The following is a 24,894-nucleotide window of genomic DNA, read 5'->3' as shown; positions in this document are numbered from 1 at the left end:
CAATTTGCGAAGGCGCGCCTTTCAGGCGCGTCTTTTCGTTTGAGAATGGCGGCCTTGTTCGGCACTCGCACCATTTGGTCAAGAGAAAGCTTATAGGATGGGTGTGCCGAATGAGCCGATCACATCCTCGCGAGCGTGCCCATGCGCCGCAAGGCGTGGATCTGGTCGTCGAGCGTCGGCACAAGCTCGCCTTCATCCGCTGCGGTCGCCGCGTCGGGCTCCCTCGCAGTCTCCATTTCATTGAAGACGATAGTGCAGTTGCGGCCTGCGCGTTTGGCGGCGTAAAGCGCACGGTCTGCGAAAGAGACCAATCGATCCCAGCTGACGGTATCGTGGGGCATGATCGAGACGCCGATGCTGACGGTTGCCGGCACCAGCGAGCGACCAGCAAGCAGCGGCACGCGGCAGAAATCGGCGCGGATGGTTTCCGCCAGCGCTTCGGCCTGCGATTGCTCGTCTATCGGAACGAAGGCGACGAATTCCTCTCCGCCCATTCTGCCGAATGCGCCAGTGCGAGGCACGAACTGACGCGCGATGCGGGCAAACTCGACCAGAACCGCATCGCCTGCCTGGTGGCCATGGCGGTCGTTGATCTTCTTGAAATGGTCGAGATCGAATAACAGGGCGGCAAGCTTTTGCGGTTGTTGCTGCCCCTTGCCGACGAGAATCTCGTAGCTTTCCTGAAGCCCGCGCCGGTTCAGAACTCCCGTCAAAGTATCGGTGATGGATATTGCCCGCCAACGGCGCTCGGCGCGTTCCATGAGAAGCTTGCCATTGAGAACGATGGCGATGATGATGAGCAGCCCGTAGCCAAGCGCCATGTAGCCACGATAGATCATGGCCTCGTCCAGCGAAGGGGCAGCAAGCACCATCCAGAGAGCCGAACCGAAACAGAAGCAGGCGAGCGCCACGAAGACGATGCCGAGTTGTCCGCGTGCCGGCTCCCGTCGGCCGTCTCCGGGATGCACAGCGAAGGCAAGCAAGGTCGCGCCGACTGCGCCGGCTAGGTCATAGACGACGACGCGATTAGCGAAATTGCCGGTGACCCAGGGAAGGCTGACGCCGACGATCCAGATGGCTGGCGGCAGGAATGCCGACCATTCCAGCTTGCGCTTGTCCATGACGCGAAATCCGACGATCCACGCGCTCTCGCCGAGCAGGGCCACGGCATTGCCGATCTGGATCGACCAAATGTCGGGAATGAGGCCTCGGGCAGCCACCAAGGCGAATCCCACAGCGCTGACCGTGAAGCCGAGTGCCCAGATCAAATAGGCTGGGGATTTGCGATCATGCCTCCAGGCAAGAAGGAGAACGGTCGCCAGGGTTATGGCTTCCGAGCACCAGATGGTCAGGCCTGTGGTCATATTCAGCACGATCGGACGTCTCCGCTTTTTGGGGGCCGTCGGCGCGAGCGGCACGACGATTTCCGCGATCGGCTCATCCTTGCCCAATAAGATGGCAAGTTCCTTAAATGAGTTGGTAAATTTTGCCTGTGGTGGAGATCTCCGCCCGATGGGCACAGACCTTCATGCTTCCTTCACCTTGCGACCGCGAATTGTAGTGGGTAGCGGATGGTCCGTCGCTACGGCACCTTGGAATTCGAGGAGCCGTGGTTAGAAATGCTTTGTGAACGCTTCGTGGGGCATGAGTGCTTTTTGACGTTATGCTTTCGGGCGTCTTGAAGTGCAGGGCAGGGACACTCTATGTAGGAGTAAAGGATTTTTACTCCGATTCCCGGCGTTTCCGTCGCCGGGACAAGTTTGATAAAGGACGCACATGAGAAATCCAGTCGATACAGCTATGGCTCTGGTGCCGATGGTTGTCGAGCAGACCAACCGCGGGGAACGGTCTTACGATATTTATTCCCGCCTGCTGAAGGAACGCATCATTTTCCTGACCGGACCGGTCGAGGACCATATGGCGACGCTGGTGTGCGCACAGCTTCTCTTCCTTGAGGCCGAAAATCCGAAAAAGGAAATTGCGCTCTATATCAATTCACCGGGCGGCGTCGTGACCGCCGGCATGGCAATCTACGATACGATGCAGTTCATTAAGCCGGCCGTTTCGACGCTCTGCATCGGCCAGGCTGCCTCGATGGGATCGCTGCTTCTGGCCGCCGGCGACAAGGACATGCGTTTCGCAACGCCGAATTCCCGTATCATGGTTCACCAGCCCTCGGGCGGCTTCCAGGGCCAGGCTTCGGACATCGAGCGCCACGCGCGCGACATCATCAAGATGAAGCGCCGTCTCAATGAAGTTTACGTCAAGCATTGCGGCCGGACCTATGAAGAGGTCGAGCAGACGCTCGATCGTGACCATTTCATGTCTTCGGATGAGGCCAAGGAATGGGGTCTGATCGACAAGGTGCTGACGTCGCGTACTGAAATAGAAGGTGAAACCGCCTCGTGATTATCCACTAGGCGGTGACTTCTACGCCACAGTTCTATCCCATTTGTGATCGAATAGGGGTTTAATGTGGAGCGGAACGCGGTAATAGTACGCATTAATGCTATGTAGCGTTTTTGTGACATAGCATTCGGCATTCGAAGGGGGATTCGTTGCCACGCAGTTCCGGTTTGGTTGCCTGGCCTGCGTTCAGTACCCTGAAGGGCGCCGCGATCTGCAAACGAGGGGCAGGTCCGGCGGGCGCATAGAGTGGACCGCGATTTCAATTTGGAAATTTGCGGCGTGCTGGAAGGAAAGTGATATGAGCAAAGTCAGCGGCAGCAACGGCGGCGACTCAAAGAACACACTTTATTGTTCGTTCTGCGGTAAGAGCCAGCATGAAGTCCGGAAGTTGATTGCCGGACCGACCGTATTCATCTGCGACGAGTGCGTCGAGCTATGCATGGACATCATCCGCGAGGAAAACAAATCCTCGATGGTGAAGTCTCGTGACGGTGTTCCGACCCCGCAGGACATCATTAAGGTTCTTGACGAATACGTCATCGGCCAGCGGCAGGCGAAGAAGATCCTCTCCGTGGCTGTTCACAACCATTACAAGCGGCTCGCTCACGCATCGAAGAACGGTGACGTTGAGCTGGCGAAGTCGAACATCATGCTCGTCGGCCCGACCGGCTGCGGCAAGACCTATCTTGCCCAGACGCTCGCCCGCATCATCGACGTTCCCTTCACCATGGCCGATGCGACGACGCTGACGGAAGCTGGCTATGTCGGCGAAGATGTCGAAAACATCATCCTCAAGCTGCTGCAGGCCGCCGACTACAACGTCGAGCGCGCACAGCGCGGTATCGTCTACATCGACGAAGTCGACAAGATTTCCCGCAAGTCGGACAATCCGTCGATCACGCGCGACGTCTCGGGCGAGGGCGTGCAGCAGGCGCTTCTGAAGATCATGGAAGGCACGGTGGCTTCGGTTCCCCCGCAAGGCGGCCGCAAGCATCCCCAACAGGAATTCCTGCAGGTGGACACGACCAACATCCTCTTCATCTGCGGCGGCGCGTTTGCCGGCCTCGACAAGATCATCTCTGCCCGCGGCGAGAAGACCTCGATCGGCTTCGGCGCGACCGTCAAGGCGCCGGATGACCGCCGCGTCGGTGAAGTGCTGCGCGAGCTGGAGCCGGAAGATCTGGTGAAGTTCGGCCTCATCCCGGAATTCATCGGCCGTCTGCCCGTTCTGGCGACGCTGGAAGACCTCGACGAAGACGCGCTGATCCAGATCCTGTCCGAGCCGAAGAACGCGCTGGTGAAGCAGTATCAGCGCCTGTTCGAGATGGAAGACGTCGAACTGACCTTCCACGAGGATGCTCTGCGCGAAATCGCCCGTAAGGCGATCGTTCGCAAGACGGGCGCCCGCGGTCTGCGCTCCATCATGGAGAAGATCCTCCTCGACACCATGTTCGAGCTGCCCGCCCTGGAAGGCGTGCGCGAAGTGGTCATTTCCGAGGAAGTGGTTCGTGGCTCCGCCCGTCCGCTCTACATCTATGCCGACCGGCAGGAGGAAAAGGCCAACGCAACGGCCTGATCCGTCATCCGTGATCACGAATCGGGGGCTCGTCATCGACGGGCCCCTTTCTGTTTGAAAAATCGCACGGTTTGCTGATAAAGTCTTGGATAAGCTTATGGGAATGCCGTCGAAACCGGTTGTGAAGAGCCCCTGCTGCGGCCATGATGGCATGATTCTGGAGCATGAGGCGGATGGGGCGCAGGCCCGGCGTTTTTTCTTCGGATCTTAGCGTCGCCGGCAGTGTTCGAGTTGTCGGGCTTTGGTGTTTTGTTGTTGCGTTCCTTCTTGCAGACATGCGGGATCGTTGCCTCGTGGCGGGCGTTTCCTGTGACTTGAAATAGGCAGTGTGAAGCTCCACTTGTTTACCAAGTGAGAGAGCCGGCTAACTCCCCCCAGCCGGCAGAGAGCCCGGAAACGGGACGACGGAAAGGAAATGACATGAGTAAGAAAACGTCTGCGACACACGACAGCATTGCCTATCCGGTATTGCCGTTGCGCGACATCGTGGTCTTCCCCCACATGATCGTGCCTCTGTTCGTCGGACGGGAGAAATCCATTCGCGCGCTGGAAGAGGTCATGGGTTCGGACAAGCAGATCATGCTCGTCACCCAGATCAATGCCAGCGATGATGATCCCGCGCCGGATGCCATCCACAAGGTCGGTACCGTTGCAAATGTTCTGCAGCTGCTGAAACTGCCCGACGGCACCGTCAAGGTGCTGGTGGAAGGCCGTGCGCGTGCTGAGATCGACGAATATACCGGCCGTGAAGACTTCTACGAAGCCCTTGGCCATGTCCTGCATGAGCCGGAAGAAGACCAGGTTGAGCTCGAAGCTTTGAGCCGCTCCGTCGTCTCCGAATTCGAGAGCTATGTGAAGCTCAACAAGAAGATTTCGCCGGAAGTGGTCGGCGCCGCCAGCCAGATCGACGATTATTCGAAGCTGGCCGACACCGTCGCATCGCATCTTTCGATCAAGATCACCGAAAAGCAGGAAATGCTGGAAACCACCAGCGTGAAGGCTCGCCTGGAAAAGGCGCTCGGCTTCATGGAAGGCGAGATTTCGGTTCTGCAGGTCGAGAAGCGCATCCGCTCGCGCGTCAAGCGCCAGATGGAGAAGACGCAGCGCGAATACTATCTGAACGAGCAGATGAAGGCGATCCAGAAGGAGCTCGGCGACGGCGAGGAAGGCCGCGACGAGATGGCCGAACTGGAAGAGCGCATCTCCAAGACCAAGCTGTCGAAGGAAGCCAAGGAAAAGGCCGATGCCGAGCTGAAGAAGCTGCGGCAGATGAGCCCGATGTCGGCTGAAGCGACGGTGGTGCGCAACTATCTCGACTGGCTGCTGGGTATCCCCTGGCACAAGAAGTCGAAAATCAAGGCTGACCTGAACAACGCCGAAAAGATCCTCGAAGCGGATCACTTCGGCCTGGAAAAGGTCAAGGAGCGCATCGTCGAATATCTGGCCGTCCAGGCCCGCGCGACGAAGATCAAAGGCCCGATCCTGTGCCTCGTCGGCCCTCCGGGTGTCGGCAAGACCTCGCTCGCCCAGTCGATCGCCAAGGCGACCGGCCGTGAGTATGTCCGCATGGCGCTTGGCGGCGTTCGTGACGAAGCCGAGATCCGCGGTCACCGCCGCACCTATATCGGCTCGATGCCCGGCAAGGTCATCCAGTCGATGAAGAAGGCGAAGAAGTCCAACCCGCTCTTCTTGCTCGATGAGATCGACAAGCTCGGCCAGGACTATCGCGGCGATCCGTCTTCGGCACTGCTTGAGGTGCTCGACCCGGCGCAGAATTCGACCTTCATGGATCACTACCTGGAAGTCGAATACGACCTGTCGGACGTGATGTTCATCACGACAGCGAATACCTTGAATATCCCTGCGCCCCTGATGGACCGCATGGAGATCATCCGTATCGCCGGCTACACCGAAGACGAAAAGCGCGAGATCGCCAAGCGGCACCTGCTGCCGAAGGCCATCAAGGAACATGCGTTGCAGCCGAACGAGTTTTCGGTCACCGACGGCGCCCTGATGGTCATCATCCAGCAGTACACCCGCGAAGCCGGCGTGCGTAACTTCGAGCGCGAATTGATGAAGCTCGCCCGCAAGGCGGTCACCGAGATCATCAAGGGCAAGGTGAAGTCGGTTGCCGTCACTGCTGAGAATGTCCCGGACTATCTCGGCGTGCCGCGCTTCCGCCATGGCGAAGCCGAGCGCGACGATCAGGTCGGTGTTGTCACGGGTCTCGCCTGGACTGAAGTCGGCGGCGAGCTGCTGACGATCGAAGGCGTGATGATGCCGGGCAAGGGCCGCATGACGGTCACTGGCAACCTGAAGGAAGTCATGAAGGAATCGATCTCGGCGGCGGCCTCTTACGTCCGCTCGCGCGCTGTCGATTTCGGAATCGAGCCGCCGCGCTTCGACAAGAGCGACATCCACGTGCACCTACCGGAAGGTGCGACGCCGAAGGATGGTCCGTCGGCCGGTGTCGCCATGGCAACCGCGATCGTCTCGATCATGACCGGCATTCCGGTCTCGAAGGACGTCGCCATGACGGGTGAAATCACGTTGCGCGGCCGTGTGCTGCCGATCGGCGGCCTGAAGGAAAAGCTGCTCGCGGCACTGCGCGGCGGCATCAAGAAGGTGCTGATTCCGGAAGAAAACGCCAAGGATCTGGCGGAGATTCCGGACAACGTGAAGAACAGCATGGAAATCATCCCCGTGTCGCGCATGGGCGAGGTGATCAAGCACGCGCTTGTTCGTCGTCCCGAACCGATCGAGTGGGATGGCACCGTGGAAACGCCTGTGATCGCAACGGTCGAAGGCGTCGACGAAGTGGGTTCTGCCATCGCTCATTGAGTCCCTTCGCCTCAATTCTGTCGAATTGACGTAAATGGACGAAAAGACCGGCATTTTTGCCGGTCTTTTTTTGTGAAAAGCGCATGGCAACGCTTGCTTTTCCTTGATTTGCAGGGCTTTTGGGGTTGCGGCGGGTAAGAGCATTGCTATTTTGCGCCCCGCTTACTGATAAGTCGTTTCATACCAGAGAAAGGGGTGGAAACATGAACAAGAATGAGCTCGTGTCCGCAGTGGCCGAGAAGGCCGGTATCACGAAGGCTGACGCTGCTTCCGCTGTCGACGCTGTTTTCGATACTGTCCAGGCCGAACTGAAGAAGGGCGGCGACATTCGCCTTGCTGGTTTCGGCAGCTTCACCGTTTCTCACCGTGCAGCCACCAAGGGCCGTAACCCGTCCACCGGCGCCGAGGTCGATATTCCTGCCCGTAACGTACCGAAGTTCACGCCCGGCAAGGGCCTGAAGGACTCGGTCAACAGCTAATTCGTTTTCACCCGCTGCGAGGCTTTAGCCTTGCGGGTGGACAAGATTGGGGCCCGCAAAAGCGGGCCCTTTTTATGGTCTCATGCAGCATTACAGCATTACGCGCTGAACGTTCAATGCCGGGCCGGGCGAGTGATCGACAGGAGATGCGAACATTCGCAACGCCGTCAAAGCGGATGGCTCCAGTGTGCGTGGATGACCAACGATATGATGGCCGTCATTTCTTCAGGACGATGTGCGTGGCTTTCGCCGTCGCCTCATGGGCGGCAACCTGAAAGCCAAGCGAAGGCAGGTCGATGCCGGCAAACATTGCCTCTCCCCTCCCGAGCACAACCGGTGAAACGGCATAGTGTATCTCGTCGACCAAGCCCGCCTGGAGATATTGCCGCACCGTGCTGACACCGCCGCCGATCTTGATATCCTTGCCTCCGGCCGCGGCCTTGGCCTGCATGAGCGCGTCCTCGATCCCGCCCGTGACAAAATAAAAGGTCGTACCGCCTTCCATGACGATCGGCTTGCGGGGATAATGCGTCAGGATGTAGGTCGGCGCGTGATAGGGCGGATTGTCGCCCCACCAGCCTTTCCAGTTTTCATCGGGCCATTTGTCGCGAATGGGGCCGAACATATTGCGGCCGAGGATGAAGGCGCCAAAACCGGTATTCGCCAATGCTGCATATTTCGCATCGGCACCTTCGGTTTCACCCTCTTTGCCGAACATCGCCTGGAATGTCTGGGTCAGGAAAAACCACTCGAACAATTCCGGCCCGCGCTTGCCCAAGGGGTCATTCAGGCTTTGCTCCAGTCCAGCCCCAAAGCCATCAATCGAGAGCGAGAATCCTGCGACACGAACTTTCGACATTCTGTCCTCCATCCAATTGCAATTTGCAACTGGTTGTGTGGTAGCATGGCTCGTCTTACATTGCAATCGATTCACCGAAGGAAGCGAATATGGATATCGAGCGGCGGTCGGGATGCCCGATCAACCTGACAATGGAGGTGTTGGGGGATCGCTGGAGTCTGGTCGTCATTCGGGACATCATGTTCGGCAATCGGCGGCATTTTCGCGAACTGCTCAATCGGTCCGAGGAGGGGATTGCCTCCAACATACTCGCCGCGCGTCTGAAGCGTCTTGTTTCACTCGGCTTGATCACCAAGCTGGACGATCCCAGCCACAGTCAGAAGGCGATTTACAGTCTGACGGAACCGGCGATTCAGCTCGTGCCGATGATCGCCATGATCGGCGCCTGGGGTAGGCGGCATCTGCCCGTCAGTGAAGACCTGAGCATCCGTGCCGAACTTCTTGAGAAAGGCGGACCCGCCCTTTGGGATGACTTCATGAACGATCTTAGAAATATTCACATTGCGGACCCGATCGGCGGAGCAAATGGGAGCGTCACATCGCCTGTCTTGATAGGTCTTACAAACGCCTTTCTCGAGGTCCGCGCAAAAATGGAGCGCAAAGAGTGAGATCATTTTGCGCCGCTAACGGCGGAATGCTCCGCTTCGGCGACTTTGCGCAGGAACCGTCCAGAAAAGGTGCAAAATAGCGGCAATCGCCGCTATTTCGGTTCAAGTCGTCTGTTATCGAATCCGTTTCTCTGCTTGGCGGCGTCAGAGCAGCGTCCGGCCGCCGTTGACGGCAAGTTTCTGCCCCGTGATGAAATCCGCCTTGCTCGAGGCGAGAAAGACGACGGCGTCGGCGATGTCTTCCGGCTTGCCGAAATGGGCCATGGGCGTCTGCGCGAGATAGCCTTCCTTTGCCTGCTGGGAAGCATCGGCATGGCGCTCGACCGGAATCCAGCCAGGCGCGATGAGATTGACGGTAATGCCTTCCGGCGCGAGCTCTCTCGCCCAGGAGCGCGTCATCGAGAGCATAGCGCCCTTGGCGGCAGCATAATTGCCGAAATTCGGATTGCCGAGCTCAGCGATCTCGGAACCGATGTTGATGATGCGGCCGGACTTGCGGGCGCGCCAGTCCGGCAGCACGGCTTGCAGCAGTTCCAGCGGCGCCTTGACGAAGAATTCGAGCTGATCGAGGTAAGTCCGCCAGGATTGCTCCATGAGCGGCATATCCGGCTGAGGGCCGGTCGCGTTGTTGACGATGAGATCGACCGGCCCGAGCGCTGCCCTGATCTTTTCCAAACCGTCTGCAAGCTGGTCCTTGTCGATCACGCTGAATTTTGCGGCATAAGCCTGTCCACCACGCTGCCGAATGGTATCGACGATCTTCTCGGCCCCCTGAGTGTCGCTCGCATAGTTGACGGCGACGGCCCAGCCAGCCTCGGCAAGCTCCAAGGCGATCACCGCACCCAGACCGCGAGAGGCGCCCGTTACCAGCGCTACTTTCATGGCATTCCTCCTTGGGCCTGTCCGGCCCTTTTCCTCAATGGTGTCAAGCTTGGGCAGCAGCACATTGATGCTGTCTCTGCATCTATGGAACAATATGTCCATGGTGGCCGAAAGCACGTTCCGGCCATCCATTTCAGATATGGATGTTACCAGCGATGATGAACATGCGGCGCGATCAGGCGCTCGTAGATTTCGCGCGTCGCCGCCATGACATCGGCGGAGAGCGGAGCGAGATCGGCCGCGGCTGCATTGGCCTTGGCCTGCTCGGCATTGCGCGCACCCGGAATGACGACGGTGACGGCATCGTTCATCAGGATCCAGCGCAGCGCGAAGGCTGCCATGCTGGTACCGGCTGGAACCAGCCTGCGCACCTCTTCCACGGCCTGCAGACCGACTTCGAACGGCACGCCGGCAAAGGTTTCGCCGACATCGAAGGCCTCGCCATGACGGTTGAAATTGCGGTGGTCGTCGCTGGCAAATTGCGTGTCGCGGGTGATCTTGCCGGACAGTAGGCCGGAGGCGAGCGGCACGCGGGCGATGACGGCGACGTTCTTGCGCTTGGCCTCCTTGAAGAACAGATGGTCGGGACGCTGGCGGAAGATGTTGTAGATGATCTGGATGCTGAGCACGCCCGGATATTCGATCGCCTTCAGCGCTTCCTCGACCTTCTCGACGCTGACGCCGTATCCTTTGATCTTGCCCGCCTTCTGCAATTCGTCGAGCCCGGCAAAAACTTCCGGACGATAGAGAACTTCGGTCGGCGGGCAATGAAGCTGCACGAGATCAAGGCTCTCAACGCCGAGATTCTTGAGGCTGCGATCGATGAAGCCTTCGAGATTGGCCTTGGTATAGCCGTCGGCCACATGCGGGCTCAGCCGTCGGCCGGCCTTCGTCGCCACCATCGGGCGCTCGCCGCCGCGTGCCTTTAGCACATCGGCAATGATTTTTTCCGAGCGGCCATCGCCATAAACGTCGGCGGTATCGATGAAGGTCATGCCGGCATCGAGGGCGGCGTTGAGCGCTGCGCGGCCGTCGGCCTCGCTGACATCGCCCCACGCGCCGCCAATCTGCCAGGCGCCGAAGCCGACATCGGTTACGATAAAGGGCGTCCGTCCGAAGGCATGATGTCTCATAAAAAGTCTCCTCTCTTTTATTCGTAAGATGATAGCGCAGTAGCAGCCGCCCGACAGGGCCACAAGCGCACATTGGCGAACGAGGATCGCAATCGCGTGACTGAACACGGCAGGGCGAGCCGGCTTACGAAACCGTTGGATGAAGTGGCCGGCGCGGTATTCATTGCGCCTCTATTTCCTTAAAAGGAAAGGCCGGATTTCTGACCGCTATCGGAGCCCATGTCCTCTTTCAGCTTCATCCATGCCGCCGATCTCCATCTTGGCAGCCCGTTCCAGGGCCTGGCCCTGAAGGATGCCGCCGTCGCTGCTGTCTTCGTCGAAGCGAGCCGCAAGGCATTCTCGACGCTGGTGGGCCTGGCGATCGAAAAGCGCGTCGATTTCTTCGTCATCGCCGGCGATGTCTATGACGGTGATTGGAAGGACAATAAGATCGGCCTGTTCTTCAATCGCGAGATGGCGCGGCTGGAGCGGGCGGGCATTCCGGTCTACCTGCTGCGCGGCAATCACGATGCGGCAAGCGTCATCACCAAGACCATCACATTGCCGCCGAACGTTCATGAGTTTCCGACTAGCAAACCGGGCAGTGTCAGGCTGGAGGCGCTGAAGGTAGCGCTGCACGGCCAGGGCTTCGCCGAACGCTCGGCTAACGACAATCTGGCGATCACCTATCCCGCGCCCGTTTCCGGCTGGTTCAATATTGGCATTCTCCATACCTCGCTGACCGGGCGCGAGCCGCACGCACCCTACGCGCCGTGTTCCGTGGATGACCTGCGTTCGCGCGGCTATGACTACTGGGCGCTCGGCCATGTGCACGATTTTGAAGTGGTGGCGCAGGACCCGCTCGTTATTTTTCCCGGCAATCTGCAGGGCCGCAATATCCGTGAACGCGGTGCCAAAGGCGCGGTGCTGGTGACCGTCGAAGACGGGCGGATCGATCACGAGCGGCTGATCGTCGATGAGGCGCGCTTTGCGCAAATTGATGTCGTGGTTGGATTGGAGGACGATCAGGCGGCGATCCTGCGTCATGTGGAGCAGGCGGTGCAGCCAGTAGCCGATGAGATGGCGGGTCGCATGACCGCGCTGCGTGTGCGGCTTTCCGGCGTAACGCCGCTGCAGGGTGCGATAGCTGCCAATCGCCAGCAATGGCGTGACGAAGTGGAAGCTGCCTGTCACCGCGTACATGAGGATATCTGGCTGGAAAAGCTCGAGCTGCGTCTTGAGCCGCCGCCGGAAAGATCGGCGGAGGCGGACGGCGCGCTCGATCTGCGCCAGTTACTGGCAGACCATGCCGGCGACACGGATATTGCAGCAGAGGCGGCCCGGTTGATCGATGAGATTGCGGTGCGGCTGCCGGGCGGCCTCGGCGCGACGGAACAGCCGCTGGACGACAGCATGGACACCCTCATAGAAGAGGCGGGGCAATTGCTGCTGGCGCGCGGGCAGGGGGCAGGCTGATGCGCTTCACCCGCCTCGATATTCTCCGCTATGGCGCGCTGACCGATCGAGCGATCGATTTTCGCCCCGATGCACAGCTGCATGTGATCTATGGTCCGAACGAGGCGGGCAAATCCTCGGCTTTGAGCGCGATCTCCGATCTTCTCTTCGGTTTCCCGACTGCTGCCGAGCAAAGCTTCCTGCATGAACCAAATACCTTGAGGATCGGCGCCGATATCAGCGCGCGTGATGGTGCAAAGCTGAGCTTCCGCCGCCGCCGTGGCCGCAAGGGGACGCTTCTCGCACCCGACGATAAGGAGACGGCGCTCGCCGAAGATGCGCTTTCGCCCTTCCTTGGCAATTTGAGCCGCGATGTCTTCGAGCGCGCCTTCGGGCTCGATTCGCAGCGACTGCGGCAGGGCGCGACTGCGATGCTGCGCAGCGGCGGCGAGATCGGCAGTCTGCTATTTTCGGCGGCGTCCGGTCTGACGGGCCTGTCACGTCTGCGCCAGTCGCTGGAAGCGGAGGCGGACAGCATCTATGCGGCCAGGCGCTCGAAGGATCGTGGCTTCTACCAGGCTCTCGACCGCTATGAGGATGCCCGCAAGGCCGAGAAGGACAACGAGCTGAAATCCGGCGACTGGAAGAAGCTGCTTGCCGAAGCGGCCGAGCTGGAAACGGAGCTGGAGCGCCTGCAGGCGGAGCGCCGCAGCACGCGTGAGGCGCTGGATCGGCTCCAGCGGCTGAAGACCCTGCAGCCTCTGCTGTCAGAAATCGATGCGGAAACTCTTGCGCTCGATGGCCTTTCCGATCTTGCCGCCATACCGGACGGCTTTGCCGATAAGCTAGAACAGAGACTGCGGGATAAAGAGGCGAGCGAAGCGGAACTGCGACGCGCGCGGCAAGCCGTTCTGCGCGCGGAAGAGGATCTCTCGCGCATCCAGGTGGATGAAGCGTTACTGCAGATGTCGGGCGATATCACCCAGCTCTTTGCCGATACCGGCAACTACCGCGCCCAGCGTCACGACCTGCCGCGCGTCGATCAGGAACTTGCCGGCTACGATACGACGCTCTCGCAGCTTGCCCGTCGCCTCGGTCTTGCCGAAGCCGAGCTGGAACGGCAGCAGCCGAGCGATATCGATCGCGCGCGCCTGTCCGAATTGGTGGAGCAGGGCACGCAGCTTGCGCGGCAGATGCAGTCGCTTGCCGAACAATCCGACAGCGAGCGCAGGCAGTTGGCCACGCTCCAGAAGGACAGCCTTAACGGGCGGCTGATCGATCCGAGACCTTATATTGACCAGCTTGAGGCTTTGGGCAGCGATCTTTCCGCCTTGGCTCGCCTTGATGGGCTGGAAACCCAGATACGTCGCACCGATGCCGATCTCCACGAGGCGGCCGGACGGCTGCAGCCACCGGTCGGTGACATTGAACTGCTCTTCTCGGTACCGCTTCCGGAAATGACGGAGATTATAGGACATCGCGATGCGATCGACGCGGCGCGATCAAAGGTGCGCGACGCTACCGGCAAGCTGCAGACCTATGATGAGCAGCTGGCTGAGATAGAGCGAATCCTCGTGGATGCCGAGCGCACCGGGCTAGTTGTCACGCGCGAGCAGATCGCCGCTGCACGCAAGAGCCGCGATGCGCAATGGGCCTCCATCCAGGAAAAGTGGAAAGACGGCGCGGCTCCGGAAGCGAAGATCCTTGCGGCACTGATTGTCAGCGTGGCCGAGGCGGACCGTCTGGCCGATGCCGCCCTGAGCGATGCGGATCGGGTCGCGCGCCACGCCGACTATCGTTTGCGGCAGGCGCGTCTGCTGCAGGAGCGGGAGGAGGCTTCCGGTCGGCTCAAGGGCTTCGAGAAGGCGCTGAAGGATGCACAGGAAGCCTTCGCAGCCCTTTTTGAGCCTTGCGGTGTCGATGCCCTCGATCCATCGACGATGCTGGAATGGCGCCGCGGAGTGGAGCTGCTGCGACGTGAGCGCAAAGCGTTGCGGGATCTAATCGATCAACGGGATGAGAATGCGTTGGCGGAAAACCGCGTCTTGCCCGCGCTGCAGGATATCGTCGAGGCAAGCGGCTACAGGAGCGGCCGCCTTCCGCCGGCAGCGATTGCGGAAGGCCTGCGCAAGCATCTGCGCCTTCTGTCCGAACGCTGGAGCGAAAGCCGCACGCGGGAAGGGGAGATCGGCGCGGCGCGTGAAAGGCTGACCCGGTTCGACGACCAGCAAAAGAGCGTGGAACGACAATACGCCGATTGGCGCGGCGCATTCGCCAAAGCCGTGGAACTGCTCGGTCTGCCATCCGACACGACCCTGGACATGGCAAATGCCGCCTTGAAGGCATGGCAGGAACTGCCCGATGTCCTGGCGGAGCGCGAAAACCGCCTGCGCCGGGTCAATGGCATGCGGCGCGACATGGCGGATTTCGAGCGGCGGCTGGCGACCCTTGGCGCCAATAGCGGCTATGAGCTGGATCATCTACCGCCAGATGCCGCTGCCGAGGCACTGCATACCCGCGACAACGCCATGCGCGGCGAACTGAAGAAGCGCGACGCCCTGGAGGAGGAACGGCAGCGTGGGGAAGGGCTCGTCGTCCGCCAGGAGGCTGCGCTTGCCACCATCGCCGCCGATCTGGAAGGACTGACCGCCGATCTCGGCGGGGTCGAAGATCTGCCTGCACTCCTCTCTCGACTGCGCGAACGCACGCGTTTGACTGCCCGGCTCGTCGAAAGCCGTGATCGCTTCGGCCAGCAAGCCGACGGCAAGGCCGAAGACGAGCTTCGGGCCGAGCTTGCCGGCTTCGAACGGGTTGCGGCCGATCTCGAAATCGAGCGATTGACGGAGGAAGATCAGCGGCAGTTCGCCGTGCATGGCGAACTTTCTGCACGGCTGGCGGAGAACCGCCGCCAGCGGCAGGCGCTGGAAACAGGCGTTAGCGCCGAATACGCGGTTTTCGAGAAGCTCTCGGCCGAGCAGGATGCAAAGGATCTCGCGCGACAATGGGTCGTGCTGAAGATTGCAGCCCGCATGCTCGCAGGTTCGATGGAGGCTTATCGCGAGAAGCAGGCCGATCCGGTCATCCGGCGTGCCGGTGAGCTGTTCTCGCAGCTGACGGGTGGCCGCTTCTCCCGCCTCGTCGAAGCCCACGATGAAAGCGATGCGCTGCAGTTGCTGGCGGAACGAGCGGCCGGCGAACGCGTGCCGCTCGACGGCTTGAGCGAAGGGACGGGCGACCAGCTTTATCTCGCGCTACGGCTGGCGTTTCTCGAGGATTATTCCGCTCGCAATGAGCCGGCGCCGTTGATCGTTGACGACATCTTCCAGACCTTCGATGACGAGCGCGTTCGGGCCGGTTTGCAGGTGCTGGCCGCAACGTCCGATCGTTTCCAGACGATCCTCTTTACCCATGAGAGAAGCGTGGTCGACATTGCCAAAAGGGAAATCGGCAAGGATCTCGACTTGATCCAGCTCTGACCGGCTCGCAGATCGCGCTACGGCATCGACGGGATATGCAGTTGCGTCGGTGTCACGATCCTCGGGTCCGACTTGTCCCGGCTGTAGGCTGGATTGAGCGCGCGGTCGATGAAACCCTGCGTGGCGTGGAGCCGGCGCAGGTTCTGCTTTTCCTGCTCGAAACGCTTTTTCCGCTCGCCGGATTTGTCCGAGCCGCGCGACAGCGATTCATGGTGATAAAGACAGGCGAAGGGCGTCCAGACGATGCGATAGCCGGCTTTGTGAGCCCGCAGACAATAATCCACATCATTATAGGCGACCGCGAAATTCTCCTCGTCGAAAAGGCCGATTTTTCGTAGGCAGTCCCCCGAGATCAGCATCACCGCTCCGGTTACGCAGGTCATGGTGTTGCGCACATGCAGCCGGTTCATCGGTCCGCCGAACTCCTTGGGCTTGTTCAAATACCAGTGACCTGCAAGTCCGCCGAAACCGATGACTACACCGGCATGTTGCATCTTGTCGTTTGCGAAGAGCAGTTTCGCGCCGACGATGCCGGTCCTGTCATAGGCGAAGCAGGAGACCATCTCCTTCAACCAGCCCGCTTCGATGACCTCGATGTCATTATTCAGGATGAGATAGTGCTCCCCCGTCGCCGCGCTCAGGCCGCGATTGACCGAGCGCGAGAAGTTGAAGGCTTCCGGTGTGACAGTTGCCGAAAATCGCGGCTCGCGCTGGCGGTAGCGCTCGTAGAGATCGAGGACTGGTTGATCCGTGGAACCGTTATCGATGACCAGAACTTCGAAATTCGGATAATCCGTCTTTTCAAAGAGATCGCCGAGGATGCGTGAAATCAGATCGAAATTGTTTTTGCTCGGAATGACGATCGAGATTTTCGGCCACGCATGCGGGGCTTCGAAGATGATCCGGTGCAGTGTCGTGGTGAGAGCGCCCTCGACGGCGATCGGCTGCTTTAGCCGCTCAAATCGTTCGACCAGCGCTTTCCTGGCGTTCGTGGTGGCGGCTTCCATGAACTTGCGGGAAAAGGTCTTGCCATTGCGCCGCCACCAATATGCCGGGTAGGGCAGGTGGAGGACGCTCTCCTCGGGGACGCCCTCCAGATAACGCAGCAGCAGATCGTAATCCTGCGAGCCGTCGTAGCCCATGCGGAGATAGCCGATTTCCCGGAGGCGGTCGTGGCGGTAGATGGAAAAATGATTGATGTAATTGACGCCCGTCAGCAGCACGGAATCATAAGCAGGCTTCAGCATGACGCCGGTCGGCTTCAAGACGTCGTCGACCACCAGTTCGTCCGTATAGAGGAAATTCGCGTCCGGATTTTGCTCCAGCGTATGCCGGATGAGCTTGAAGGCATGCGGTGCGATGACATCGTCATGATCAAGAAAGGCGATCCATTGCCCTCGTGCTCGGGACAGACCCGCATTGGTAGCGGCCGCGATGCCACCGTTGCGCTCATTTAGCACAAAGCGCATATTGTCTTTCGATTGCCGGCTCCGATACCACTGCAGCGTTTCCGGCGACGTCGAGCCATCATCGCTCAGGATGAGCTCGGTGCCTGTTTCACCCTGTTCTTCGAAGGATTTGGCGAGGTCGTCCAGATAACGGGACGGAGCATTATAGACGGGAACTACCACACTGAGCCAGGTTCCCACCGCCGGTACCGATGCCGTCTCCAGTTCTGCGGCAAGCCTATAGCTCGCCTCGGCATATTGTATCGTCAGGTTAGGCGCGCGGCGCCCCAAGCGCAGTCTGGGCAATTTCAGCCAATACTGGGGCAGCCTGCCGAGATCGACACGTTTGGTTCGTTCCTCGCTTCGAAGAAGTGTTGCAATATATCTTTCAGCCGATTTTTCGGACGCAAAGGCCCTGGCGGCGAACTGGAACGTCGTCGGGAAGCTGGCCGGATCGGCACGCAGGGCGCAGATGGAGCCGACCGAACCGATGTCCGCGGTGATGACGAAACGATGCCCTTCCGGAAGAGAGACCGTATCCTTCTCGCGGAAGCCGTAGCCGCGATTGATATAGAATTTGGGATCTAGCGGCTCGTCGGTTGCGACTACATGGATGACGATCAGCTTCTTTCGCATCGGCGAAAATCTGATCTCGAAAGCCGGATCATCCCCCATGGATTTCCATAGGCTGGGATCGGCGTCAACGGAGATTTCCCGTTCGAGATCGGCGTTCGGTATGATTTTGAGTGTCATCAAAATATTGATTTCTTCTAAATGCGAGCAGAGGCATTGCCTGAGAAATTCCTGGCCTAGCCCGCGCCGCTGAGAGGTTCAAAACGTATGCCGGGAAATGTCGGACTGGCATACAGCCGCATTTTCTCGATCGAATGTCGTGTGGCATCGCGAGCAGAAAGCCGTCGCGCGCGGTCGCCGATGAGCAGGTCGATAGCGGCAAGCCACTCGTCGGCGGTATTGCCGATATGAAGTTCCCCGGCGACGACGCATCGTTCGAAAGTCGGGCATCGGGAAAATATGGCTGCTGCCTGCAGGCGGCTGATGTCGATCCGCTTGGTATCCGAGCGGCTCGCATTGGTCTTTCCGGACAGAAGAGGAGCCAGAGCGATATCGGCTTGATGATGCGCTGTCTTTGCGAGATAGGCCGGCCACGGGAGCGGCGGAATGATCGCCATTCTCGCCGGGTCGATCCCTTGCAAAGCCCAGCGTCGAGCGAGAGTGCCGGCGGCAAAAACCTCGAAATGCAGGTTGCCGTGTTTTTCCATCGCGGCTTTGACGATCGGCATGAGGAACTCGTGTTCGCGGCGATGGACGCCGGTGGCATGGTAGACCATCCTCAGCGGCGTGCCTCCGTCATCCCTGCCATTGACCACGATTTCTGCTGCATCCGCTGGAAGCGGCGGCAGGATATCTATCCGATGGCTTCTCATCGCGAGCGCGTTTGCCAGGGGTTCGGTCGAAGTCCAGACATGAGTAAGGAGCCTATTGACCCTCGGCATTGGGCGGACCGCCAATTTGATCAGCCTGAACTTATAGAGCCAACCGGCTTCGTTGCCGGTCACGACGGCGGGGATGTCGTCATCGACGAAATAGGCGACCCCGGCAAGCGTGCCTCGCCTTTCCTCCAGCCAGCGCAATTGCGGCTGCTTAATGTAGCGGCAAATGATGACGAAGAGTCCGTCGCTATCGATGGCGTCGAGGGGGTCGTCGAGGCCTTTCATGATGACCGGAATGTGGCCGAGTGTCTTGGCCCGCTCAGCAAGATAGTAGCTGAAGCTCGGATTGGGGTGGCGCGACAAGATGAGCAGACGCCTGGCAACGCGCTCACCATCTCCCGCCAACGCACTGGATGGCCGCGGTCTTGGAAGCAATTGATAGACGATGTCGCGCAAAACTCGCATGGGGCTTCCGCGCAAAATCACGCCAGGCGACTTCGGAGATTTGCGAGGATGCCGAAAACGGCACCCCAGGCAAGGAGCGTCACACCCAAGATCCCGCCGATCCAGAGTGCCCGCTGAGGATACTCCGCCTCGTCGGGCAGGCTGGGCGCCAGGAACGTATCGAGGTAGAGCAACTGCTGCTTGCTGACGAACTTGACCTGCTCCAGCGTCTTCATGCTCGAGGCAAATTGCTGCTCGGCAAGGCTCTGTTCCAGTTCGCGCTGCGACATATCCACGGAAACGTCCGCGAGATTCTGTTCGGATTTGTTCTGCCCGGCGACTTGGCTGTTGAGCTGATCGATCTGCTTCTGCCTGCTGTCGATCTCGCGTTTCAACACGCGCATCTGCGGTGCATCGGCGGAGACGGTCCCAAGCAGCGCGTCATATTTCTGTTGAAGCTCTATCCTCTCCTTCTGCACGGATGAGATCAGGTTCGTGATAACGGTCGACGATCCCTCGACGCTGAGGACGCCTGTCTGGTTGCGCGCAATCAAAAGCTGATCTCGCGCCTTCTGCAGCTGATCCCTAGCATTGTCGAGATTCGCCTGGGCGGTTGCGATGACGTCACGCCAGATGCGGGTGTTGACGTCGTTAACAACGACCTCGGACGCGGCGACAACCTCGCGCAATACCTTCTGAGCATCGGCCGCGGTGAAAGCCCGTGCCTTGACCGTCACGATGCCGCTGTTCGCATCGATTTTGACCGAAACCATGTCTTCCCAGTAATTGAGCAGCTTTTCCGAGCTCGCATCCTTCTTTAGGCGCGCAATCCGATCGATCGAGTCGTTGCCGTAGATCTTTTGAAAGTCGACCCTTTCCTCGAGGGCGGTAACCATGTCCTTGCTCTTGATGAAGTTGGTGACGATCAGGGTGTTCTGGACGATCTGTGCCGGCGGCAGGCCGGTCACCTTGGTAATCTGATTGCTGCCGAGTGCGGGCGTGGAGGTGCGGACCGTAAAGCGCGTTTCCGATTGATACTGATCGGACGCGACACAGGTAAAATAGTAGATCGAAGCAACATTGGGGACGACAATCAGCAGAAAGGTCGATGCCAGCATGACCTTGCCGATGATCTGCTGCATCGGCCGCGGCCGCAGGCCGACGGCCTTGAACAGCTGGCTGCGCCTCGATGTCGAGAAGCGCAGTTTCCGCGCGGTCACCGACAGATTCGTGGCCACGTTCCGGCTACGCTCCGTCGCGCTGAGCTGAAGCGTTTTTGGCGCGTTTTCGGTATCATGAGCCATATTGGGCCTTGCTGTCGATTCCTGATCTTCTATCGATTCAATCTATAATAGGCTTCGATAGCCTGCTCTACCTTATCGAAGACGATAAGTCTGCCATCGACAAGTACAATACCCCTGTCGCAATGTGTATTAATCATGCTCATGCTATGGGACACCATGATGATATCGGAATTCTTGCGCCTGTTCTCGAACGCGATGCGGCAGCGCTCCTGGAAGCGCGCATCGCCGACCGCCAGAACTTCGTCCACGAGATAGCATTCGAATTCGATTGCCATCGAAAGCCCGAATGCCAATCGAGCGCTCATGCCCGAGGAATAAGTGCGTACCGGCGCATCGAGATAGTCGCCCAATTCGGCGAACTCTTCGACGAAGCGGGAGACGCGCCTGACATCCTCGCCGTAAGCGCGCGCAACGAAATGAACATTGGCCCGCCCCGTCATGAAGGGATTGAAGCCGCTGCCGAGGCCCAGCGGCCAGGATACCCGAACATTTTTGCTGATCTTGCCCGAATTCGGCAGCATCGTGCCTGCAATCATGCGGATCGTTGTCGATTTTCCGGCACCATTCACGCCGAGCAGGCCGTAGGAATAGCCGGATTCGAACTCGCAATGCACCCGGTCGAGGATGATCTTCTTGCCGCTCTGTGTCTTGAAGAATTTCGAGACGTTCTTGAAGCTGATCATGGTGCTTTCCCACTCATATCCGGTGATCCTCGACGGATGCCCAGATGAGAGAAAGGGTCGCCCAAGTGACAACAAGCGCAAGCAATATGATCAGCGGTGTGCTGACGCGACGCGGAAATATCGATTCGTCTGGCAGCACCGGCTTGACGAAAACGGCGAGATAGAGCGTCTTGCGCAGAGCTTCGGCTAGCACGGCATCGTAGTTCTTCTGCGCGCTTTCGTAGAGCTTTTCCGCGATCATGCGATCGGTCTCCAGCCTGGAATAGTCCAGCAGGGCCTTTGCAAGGCTTGCATTCTCAGGGCCTGTCAACTCCGATCTCATCTTTTCGATCTGTGCATCGAGACTGTCTTTAGCGAGATTGAGCTGCTGATAGGTCGGAGAATTCTGGGCATTGGATTGCCGCATGACGAAGAGGCGCGTTTCGAATTCCAGTTTCTGGGCCAGCAGCCCTGTCAGAAGCGTGCCGCTGTTCTTGGCTTGCATCTGCGGGCTGAGAAGGCCGGATGCATTTTGGAACTGGTTGAGGGCGATCAGCGTGTCGCCATAGGCCTTGCCGCTTTTCTGAACGTCGGCCTTCATGCTCTGCACGATGTCATTGCGCGCCCGTTCGGAAAGCTCGTTGATGAGCTTTTCGCTTTCCTCGATGATGGCGTCAGCGAGCTTGACGGAATCATCCGGTGTGAAAGCCCTGACCTTCAGTGTGATGATGCCGGAGGTGACGTCTATATAGGCGCTGACATGATCGTTCCAGTACTTCAGGAACTCTTCGTCGGATCGCGCCGAACTGAATCGCGACAGGAAATCCGCATCCTGCCGGGTAAACATGGCCCGATAATCGAGTTTCTTGCCGATCCGGTTCAGAATTTCCGTCGAGTGAATGAAGCTGGTGACGACATAGGCGTCCTGCGAAGCCGAGCGCATGTTCAGAGCGCTGGTGGCTCCGCCGGGGTCGCCGGCATCGCTGGTGTCGCCTGCTCCCGACACGGCACGAACGGCAAAACGTGCTTCCGCCACATATTGGTTCGAGGCAATGAAGGCGTAATACACCGAACTGGCCAGGAAAGGCAGAATAACGAGCAATACGAAGCCGATAAGTCTCAGCGGCGGCTTACCGCCCGACTGTGTTTCGGGCTCGTTGCTGTCATGCACCGGGATGTATTCGATGTCCTCGAGATCGGTGCGCGCACGCTGCGCCGGCAGCCTGCGCCGAAACAGCGAAGGCAGGATATGCCGGCTCGTTTTTACCCGCGGAGAGTCCTGAATTATCGCGTCTTCAATGACTGGCTTCGGCATGTCAGCTTGCAATCGTTTCCGGCAGTCCGGGCGCGGTTGGTTTCATCGCCTGACGCACATAGTGGTCGAAAATCAAATCCTCTTCGAGCATGAGCTCGGCAATATGCAATGAACGCAACCTTGTCGCAACGTCTTCAAGGGTGCTGTGTCTGGGTGGCAATGGAAAATCGTCAACCGAAATCCCGATGAGCTCGCTGAGCGCCTGTTGAAAATAAAGACTGTCCGTATCGAAACCGACAATTGCAAAGCGCGAGAGAAGATCGATGGCGCTGGCGACATCGGCACGTGTCACCGTCTGTTCCGGTATGGTCGTGGCCAATTGCCGGGTGACCGGCGATACGAGGACGTTTCGGACGCTCTGAGGCGCCTTCTTCAGGGCGGTCTTGAGAGAGGCTTCGTTTTCAAGGCTTACCTCGGCGAAATGCTCCGCAGCAGGCGCCAGGATGATCTTGTCGCGATCGCCGAAGAAGGAAATCTGAGTTTTCGCCATCCGTTTCAGAAGGAATATCCGCAGAGCAAGTTCGTAATAGGGATCGGTAAGCAGAACGATGGCCTTGAATCCCTTGTCGAGAAACTCTTCGTAATTGCGCATCAACAGCCGGCCGCTAAGATAGATTGACTGGATGGCGTTCAGATGAAAGGCCTGAAGGGTCGTTTCGTGACCGAAGCGCTCAACGGATGAAAGCTCGTATTGAAAATTGCGGCCGCAATAGTAGTCGAATTTGACCATTGGCAGCAGCTGTGTCTCGAGCCTTACAATCTTTAACGGAATCGTGTTCGATACCTGAGGCCGGCGGTAGATCAGTAGCCCCGACTTGGCGTCATGGATCATCAGCGACGTACGTTCCATGAGGTCCGGCATGATTGTTGTGTCGAGCGTGAATCCGACATAGCCATCTTCGTGCCGTCCCGAGTCGATGACCGCCTGTTTGAGCTGGTCGCACGGCAGGATCATCAGATCGCCGGCGGCGTCCGAGATTCTGATTTGCGGTTTGTCGGAAAAACCATCCGGGATCAGATAGCCCTCGATAACATTGCCATGATCATATTCGAGGTTAAAAAGCACGGAGTTGCTCCGGCGCTTCTAGCAGATCGGCACAGCGCCGAAATTGGTGATGGAATGACGTTATTACGCCCTGCATAGTATCACATCTATCAAGATGCCTATCGATATCGCAGATGTCGGGCCTTTGCATTCGAACCTCGTCAGGCCTCGCTGGGCGCTTTTCGTGCCAGCAGCGAGAAGCTTGGGCCGCCTGGATGGCTTAGATTTTCATCTCGGATGACAACGTCATTGAAGCCGAATGTACGCAGCAGCATCAAGATGTCATCCCTGTGCATCCAAAAGTGCCGGTCCTTCATGCCTCCGCAGAAAGACGCATTGGCATTGGCGTGGTGATAGCTACGTTCGTAATAACGCACCGCAATGCCATCTATCAGTTTCGTCTCCACTTTACCGCTGAAAGGCAGCCAACGCACATCGCCCTCGGGCATTGCGTCCTCAAGGACGAAGTGCGTCCAGATGAAAACCGTATGGGACCGCTTTGCGAGCAAACGAAGAAACTCGCCGGGGTCGGCCATATGATAGAGAACCCCCGATGCAAGCGTTAAGTCGTAGATTTCTTCGCCTTCCGTCAGCCACGCTTGAATGTCGCCGAGCATGAAAGAGGCGGTGTCGATGTTCAGAATCTGCTTGGTGACCAGACATCTTAGAAAACAGAGACGGTTCGCTTCGATCGCATCGATCCGCGCCGGGCGATGGCAATTCAGCATATGGGTATGCATCCCCTCAAGCGGCCCGACTTCGAGAACGGTCCTGCCTTCTATCGATCCGAATGTGTGCAACGCCCAATCGATGCGGTCGTCGGCGTAAAGGGGCAGATTGCCGGCGTTAAGACCGAATTCCGGCGGGAACGCACAGTTCCATCCTTGAAGCGCATCGATGGCATTTTGGTGCGCTGGCCTGCCTTGCTCGTACTGATCGAATATCTCCAGAGGACTTTTCGATGCTTTCTTCTGGGAGCGCTTTGAAAAACCAAGCATTAATACATAACCTTCATTTCAATCGGCATCCCGCCGATCCGGAGAAGTTCTCGCTTTGGCGTATCGCAGCCCCCAAAAACCGCTTTTTGCCTCGCAGCAAGTTGGCGGAATTTATAAGTGCCGATGGACAATCGAGGATTGCCGAGGCTGATTCGAGGAGCCATTGGTGCTATCTCGCTGGAGGCAGAAATTCGGCAAGTACCGATTGTTGTGGTCTGTCATCTCTGCATGGGTTGCGGGTCAGGACTCAACTCTTTTACAGGCAATAGCAACCTTATGAAAAGCGGCACAAGTGCGATCTGTGGAACTTTATGTCGCTGTTCGGGCGTTTTTTTTACTATCGCCGTTACTTAACGGCTCCCTTTTATTTTTCAGAAAATTTTAATTTTAAACCGCAAATAATACTCGTCCAAATTGCTTTAACCGCCTTTACCCCTTATAAACTCGATCCGATGGGGCGCTTCTTTAAACCCGGGTGTGTTCAGATGATCGCACCTGATATTTTTGATTGTATTCCCGGCGTTTGGGCT

At 58.6% G+C, this 24,894-nt stretch carries 18 protein-coding genes; 7 read left to right on the top strand and 11 right to left on the bottom strand.

Going from position 1 to position 24,894, the window contains the following annotated elements:
- Positions 1 to 119 precede the first annotated feature (119 nt).
- Positions 120 to 1,373 carry a GGDEF domain-containing protein gene (locus FBZ99_RS03820; RefSeq protein WP_173002543.1) on the bottom strand — a complete coding sequence of 418 codons (1,254 nt, stop codon included), beginning with the start codon at positions 1,371 to 1,373 and terminating at the stop codon, positions 120 to 122.
- Positions 1,374 to 1,776: 403 nt separating this feature from the next.
- On the opposite strand from FBZ99_RS03820, the gene clpP reads away from it, so the two are divergent.
- The 4 genes from clpP (at position 1,777) to hupB (ending at position 7,305) form a co-directional block, all read left to right on the top strand.
- Complete coding sequence (clpP, locus tag FBZ99_RS03815; RefSeq protein ID WP_015339477.1) at positions 1,777 to 2,409, top strand: ATP-dependent Clp endopeptidase proteolytic subunit ClpP; 633 nt, start codon at positions 1,777 to 1,779, stop codon at positions 2,407 to 2,409.
- Between the two features lie 298 nt (positions 2,410 to 2,707).
- A complete protein-coding gene (gene clpX, locus FBZ99_RS03810) occupies positions 2,708 to 3,985 on the top strand; it encodes an ATP-dependent Clp protease ATP-binding subunit ClpX (protein ID WP_047627083.1) in 1,278 nt (425 codons plus the stop codon).
- Positions 3,986 to 4,405: 420 nt separating this feature from the next.
- Complete coding sequence (gene lon / locus FBZ99_RS03805) at positions 4,406 to 6,826, top strand: endopeptidase La (RefSeq protein ID WP_113328997.1); 2,421 nt, start codon at positions 4,406 to 4,408, stop codon at positions 6,824 to 6,826.
- Positions 6,827 to 7,029: 203 nt separating this feature from the next.
- Positions 7,030 to 7,305: a DNA-binding protein HupB gene (hupB, locus tag FBZ99_RS03800; RefSeq protein WP_015339480.1), complete on the top strand. Its 276-nt coding sequence runs from the start codon at positions 7,030 to 7,032 to the stop codon at positions 7,303 to 7,305.
- Between the two features lie 217 nt (positions 7,306 to 7,522).
- On the opposite strand, the gene FBZ99_RS03795 is transcribed toward hupB, so the two are convergent.
- Positions 7,523 to 8,164 (bottom strand): dihydrofolate reductase family protein, encoded by a 642-nt coding sequence (locus FBZ99_RS03795; protein WP_145631435.1) that lies wholly within the window; start codon positions 8,162 to 8,164, stop codon positions 7,523 to 7,525.
- 89 nt (positions 8,165 to 8,253) lie between these two features.
- Here FBZ99_RS03795 and FBZ99_RS03790 point away from each other — a divergent pair, with 89 nt between their 5' ends.
- On the top strand, positions 8,254 to 8,772 hold the full coding sequence (locus FBZ99_RS03790; RefSeq protein ID WP_113390754.1) for a winged helix-turn-helix transcriptional regulator: 519 nt from the start codon (positions 8,254 to 8,256) through the stop codon (positions 8,770 to 8,772).
- A gap of 144 nt (positions 8,773 to 8,916) precedes the next feature.
- On the opposite strand, the gene FBZ99_RS03785 is transcribed toward FBZ99_RS03790, so the two are convergent.
- Complete coding sequence (locus tag FBZ99_RS03785) at positions 8,917 to 9,654, bottom strand: SDR family oxidoreductase (protein WP_113351597.1); 738 nt, start codon at positions 9,652 to 9,654, stop codon at positions 8,917 to 8,919.
- A gap of 146 nt (positions 9,655 to 9,800) precedes the next feature.
- Complete coding sequence (locus FBZ99_RS03780) at positions 9,801 to 10,787, bottom strand: aldo/keto reductase (protein ID WP_113390755.1); 987 nt, start codon at positions 10,785 to 10,787, stop codon at positions 9,801 to 9,803.
- Positions 10,788 to 11,006: 219 nt separating this feature from the next.
- Between FBZ99_RS03780 and FBZ99_RS03775 the strand changes: the two genes are divergently transcribed.
- Complete coding sequence (locus FBZ99_RS03775) at positions 11,007 to 12,242, top strand: metallophosphoesterase family protein (RefSeq protein ID WP_145631432.1); 1,236 nt, start codon at positions 11,007 to 11,009, stop codon at positions 12,240 to 12,242.
- On the top strand, positions 12,242 to 15,697 hold the full coding sequence (locus tag FBZ99_RS03770; protein ID WP_145631429.1) for an ATP-binding protein: 3,456 nt from the start codon (positions 12,242 to 12,244) through the stop codon (positions 15,695 to 15,697). Before FBZ99_RS03775 ends, FBZ99_RS03770 begins: the two co-directional genes overlap by 1 nt.
- A 17-nt stretch (positions 15,698 to 15,714) precedes the next feature.
- Here the strand turns inward: FBZ99_RS03770 and FBZ99_RS03765 are convergent, their stop codons facing one another.
- The 7 genes from FBZ99_RS03765 to FBZ99_RS03735 all read right to left on the bottom strand — a co-directional run bounded on the left by FBZ99_RS03765 (position 15,715) and on the right by FBZ99_RS03735 (position 24,364).
- The gene (locus tag FBZ99_RS03765; RefSeq protein WP_145631426.1) at positions 15,715 to 17,898 is read right to left on the bottom strand and encodes a glycosyltransferase family 2 protein; all 2,184 of its coding nucleotides are present in this window, start codon (positions 17,896 to 17,898) and stop codon (positions 15,715 to 15,717) included.
- A gap of 56 nt (positions 17,899 to 17,954) precedes the next feature.
- A complete protein-coding gene (locus FBZ99_RS03760; protein WP_145631423.1) occupies positions 17,955 to 19,061 on the bottom strand; it encodes a hypothetical protein in 1,107 nt (368 codons plus the stop codon).
- A 17-nt stretch (positions 19,062 to 19,078) separates the two neighbouring features.
- Complete coding sequence (locus FBZ99_RS03755) at positions 19,079 to 20,278, bottom strand: capsule biosynthesis protein (RefSeq protein ID WP_233788738.1); 1,200 nt, start codon at positions 20,276 to 20,278, stop codon at positions 19,079 to 19,081.
- A gap of 95 nt (positions 20,279 to 20,373) precedes the next feature.
- Positions 20,374 to 21,027 (bottom strand): ABC transporter ATP-binding protein, encoded by a 654-nt coding sequence (locus FBZ99_RS03750; protein ID WP_069616299.1) that lies wholly within the window; start codon positions 21,025 to 21,027, stop codon positions 20,374 to 20,376.
- A 13-nt stretch (positions 21,028 to 21,040) separates the two neighbouring features.
- Complete coding sequence (locus FBZ99_RS03745; protein ID WP_145631420.1) at positions 21,041 to 22,321, bottom strand: capsule biosynthesis protein; 1,281 nt, start codon at positions 22,319 to 22,321, stop codon at positions 21,041 to 21,043.
- 1 nt (position 22,322) lies between these two features.
- Complete coding sequence (locus tag FBZ99_RS03740; RefSeq protein WP_145631417.1) at positions 22,323 to 23,387, bottom strand: hypothetical protein; 1,065 nt, start codon at positions 23,385 to 23,387, stop codon at positions 22,323 to 22,325.
- A 140-nt stretch (positions 23,388 to 23,527) separates the two neighbouring features.
- The gene (locus tag FBZ99_RS03735; protein WP_113351580.1) at positions 23,528 to 24,364 is read right to left on the bottom strand and encodes a class I SAM-dependent methyltransferase; all 837 of its coding nucleotides are present in this window, start codon (positions 24,362 to 24,364) and stop codon (positions 23,528 to 23,530) included.
- Positions 24,365 to 24,894: the final 530 nt, after the last annotated feature.

The organism is Rhizobium sp. ERR 1071, from assembly GCF_007828675.1.
Classification (GTDB): Bacteria; Pseudomonadota; Alphaproteobacteria; order Rhizobiales; family Rhizobiaceae; genus Rhizobium; species Rhizobium dioscoreae.
This window is presented reverse-complemented; position numbering and strand designations above follow the sequence as displayed.

What these genes read in the sequence shown, in the direction of transcription:
- clpP (WP_015339477.1), top strand. Translation starts at nt 1,777, where the DNA reads ATGAGAAATCCAGTCGATACAGCTATGGCTCTGGTGCCGATGGTTGTC.
- clpX (WP_047627083.1), top strand. Translation starts at nt 2,708, where the DNA reads ATGAGCAAAGTCAGCGGCAGCAACGGCGGCGACTCAAAGAACACACTT.
- lon (WP_113328997.1), top strand. Translation starts at nt 4,406, where the DNA reads ATGAGTAAGAAAACGTCTGCGACACACGACAGCATTGCCTATCCGGTA.
- hupB (WP_015339480.1), top strand. Translation starts at nt 7,030, where the DNA reads ATGAACAAGAATGAGCTCGTGTCCGCAGTGGCCGAGAAGGCCGGTATC.
- FBZ99_RS03795 (WP_145631435.1), bottom strand. Translation starts at nt 8,164, where the DNA reads ATGTCGAAAGTTCGTGTCGCAGGATTCTCGCTCTCGATTGATGGCTTT.
- FBZ99_RS03790 (WP_113390754.1), top strand. Translation starts at nt 8,254, where the DNA reads ATGGATATCGAGCGGCGGTCGGGATGCCCGATCAACCTGACAATGGAG.
- FBZ99_RS03785 (WP_113351597.1), bottom strand. Translation starts at nt 9,654, where the DNA reads ATGAAAGTAGCGCTGGTAACGGGCGCCTCTCGCGGTCTGGGTGCGGTG.
- FBZ99_RS03780 (WP_113390755.1), bottom strand. Translation starts at nt 10,787, where the DNA reads ATGAGACATCATGCCTTCGGACGGACGCCCTTTATCGTAACCGATGTC.
- FBZ99_RS03775 (WP_145631432.1), top strand. Translation starts at nt 11,007, where the DNA reads ATGTCCTCTTTCAGCTTCATCCATGCCGCCGATCTCCATCTTGGCAGC.
- FBZ99_RS03770 (WP_145631429.1), top strand. Translation starts at nt 12,242, where the DNA reads ATGCGCTTCACCCGCCTCGATATTCTCCGCTATGGCGCGCTGACCGAT.
- FBZ99_RS03765 (WP_145631426.1), bottom strand. Translation starts at nt 17,898, where the DNA reads ATGACACTCAAAATCATACCGAACGCCGATCTCGAACGGGAAATCTCC.
- FBZ99_RS03760 (WP_145631423.1), bottom strand. Translation starts at nt 19,061, where the DNA reads ATGCGAGTTTTGCGCGACATCGTCTATCAATTGCTTCCAAGACCGCGG.
- FBZ99_RS03750 (WP_069616299.1), bottom strand. Translation starts at nt 21,027, where the DNA reads ATGATCAGCTTCAAGAACGTCTCGAAATTCTTCAAGACACAGAGCGGC.
- FBZ99_RS03745 (WP_145631420.1), bottom strand. Translation starts at nt 22,321, where the DNA reads ATGCCGAAGCCAGTCATTGAAGACGCGATAATTCAGGACTCTCCGCGG.
- FBZ99_RS03735 (WP_113351580.1), bottom strand. Translation starts at nt 24,364, where the DNA reads ATGCTTGGTTTTTCAAAGCGCTCCCAGAAGAAAGCATCGAAAAGTCCT.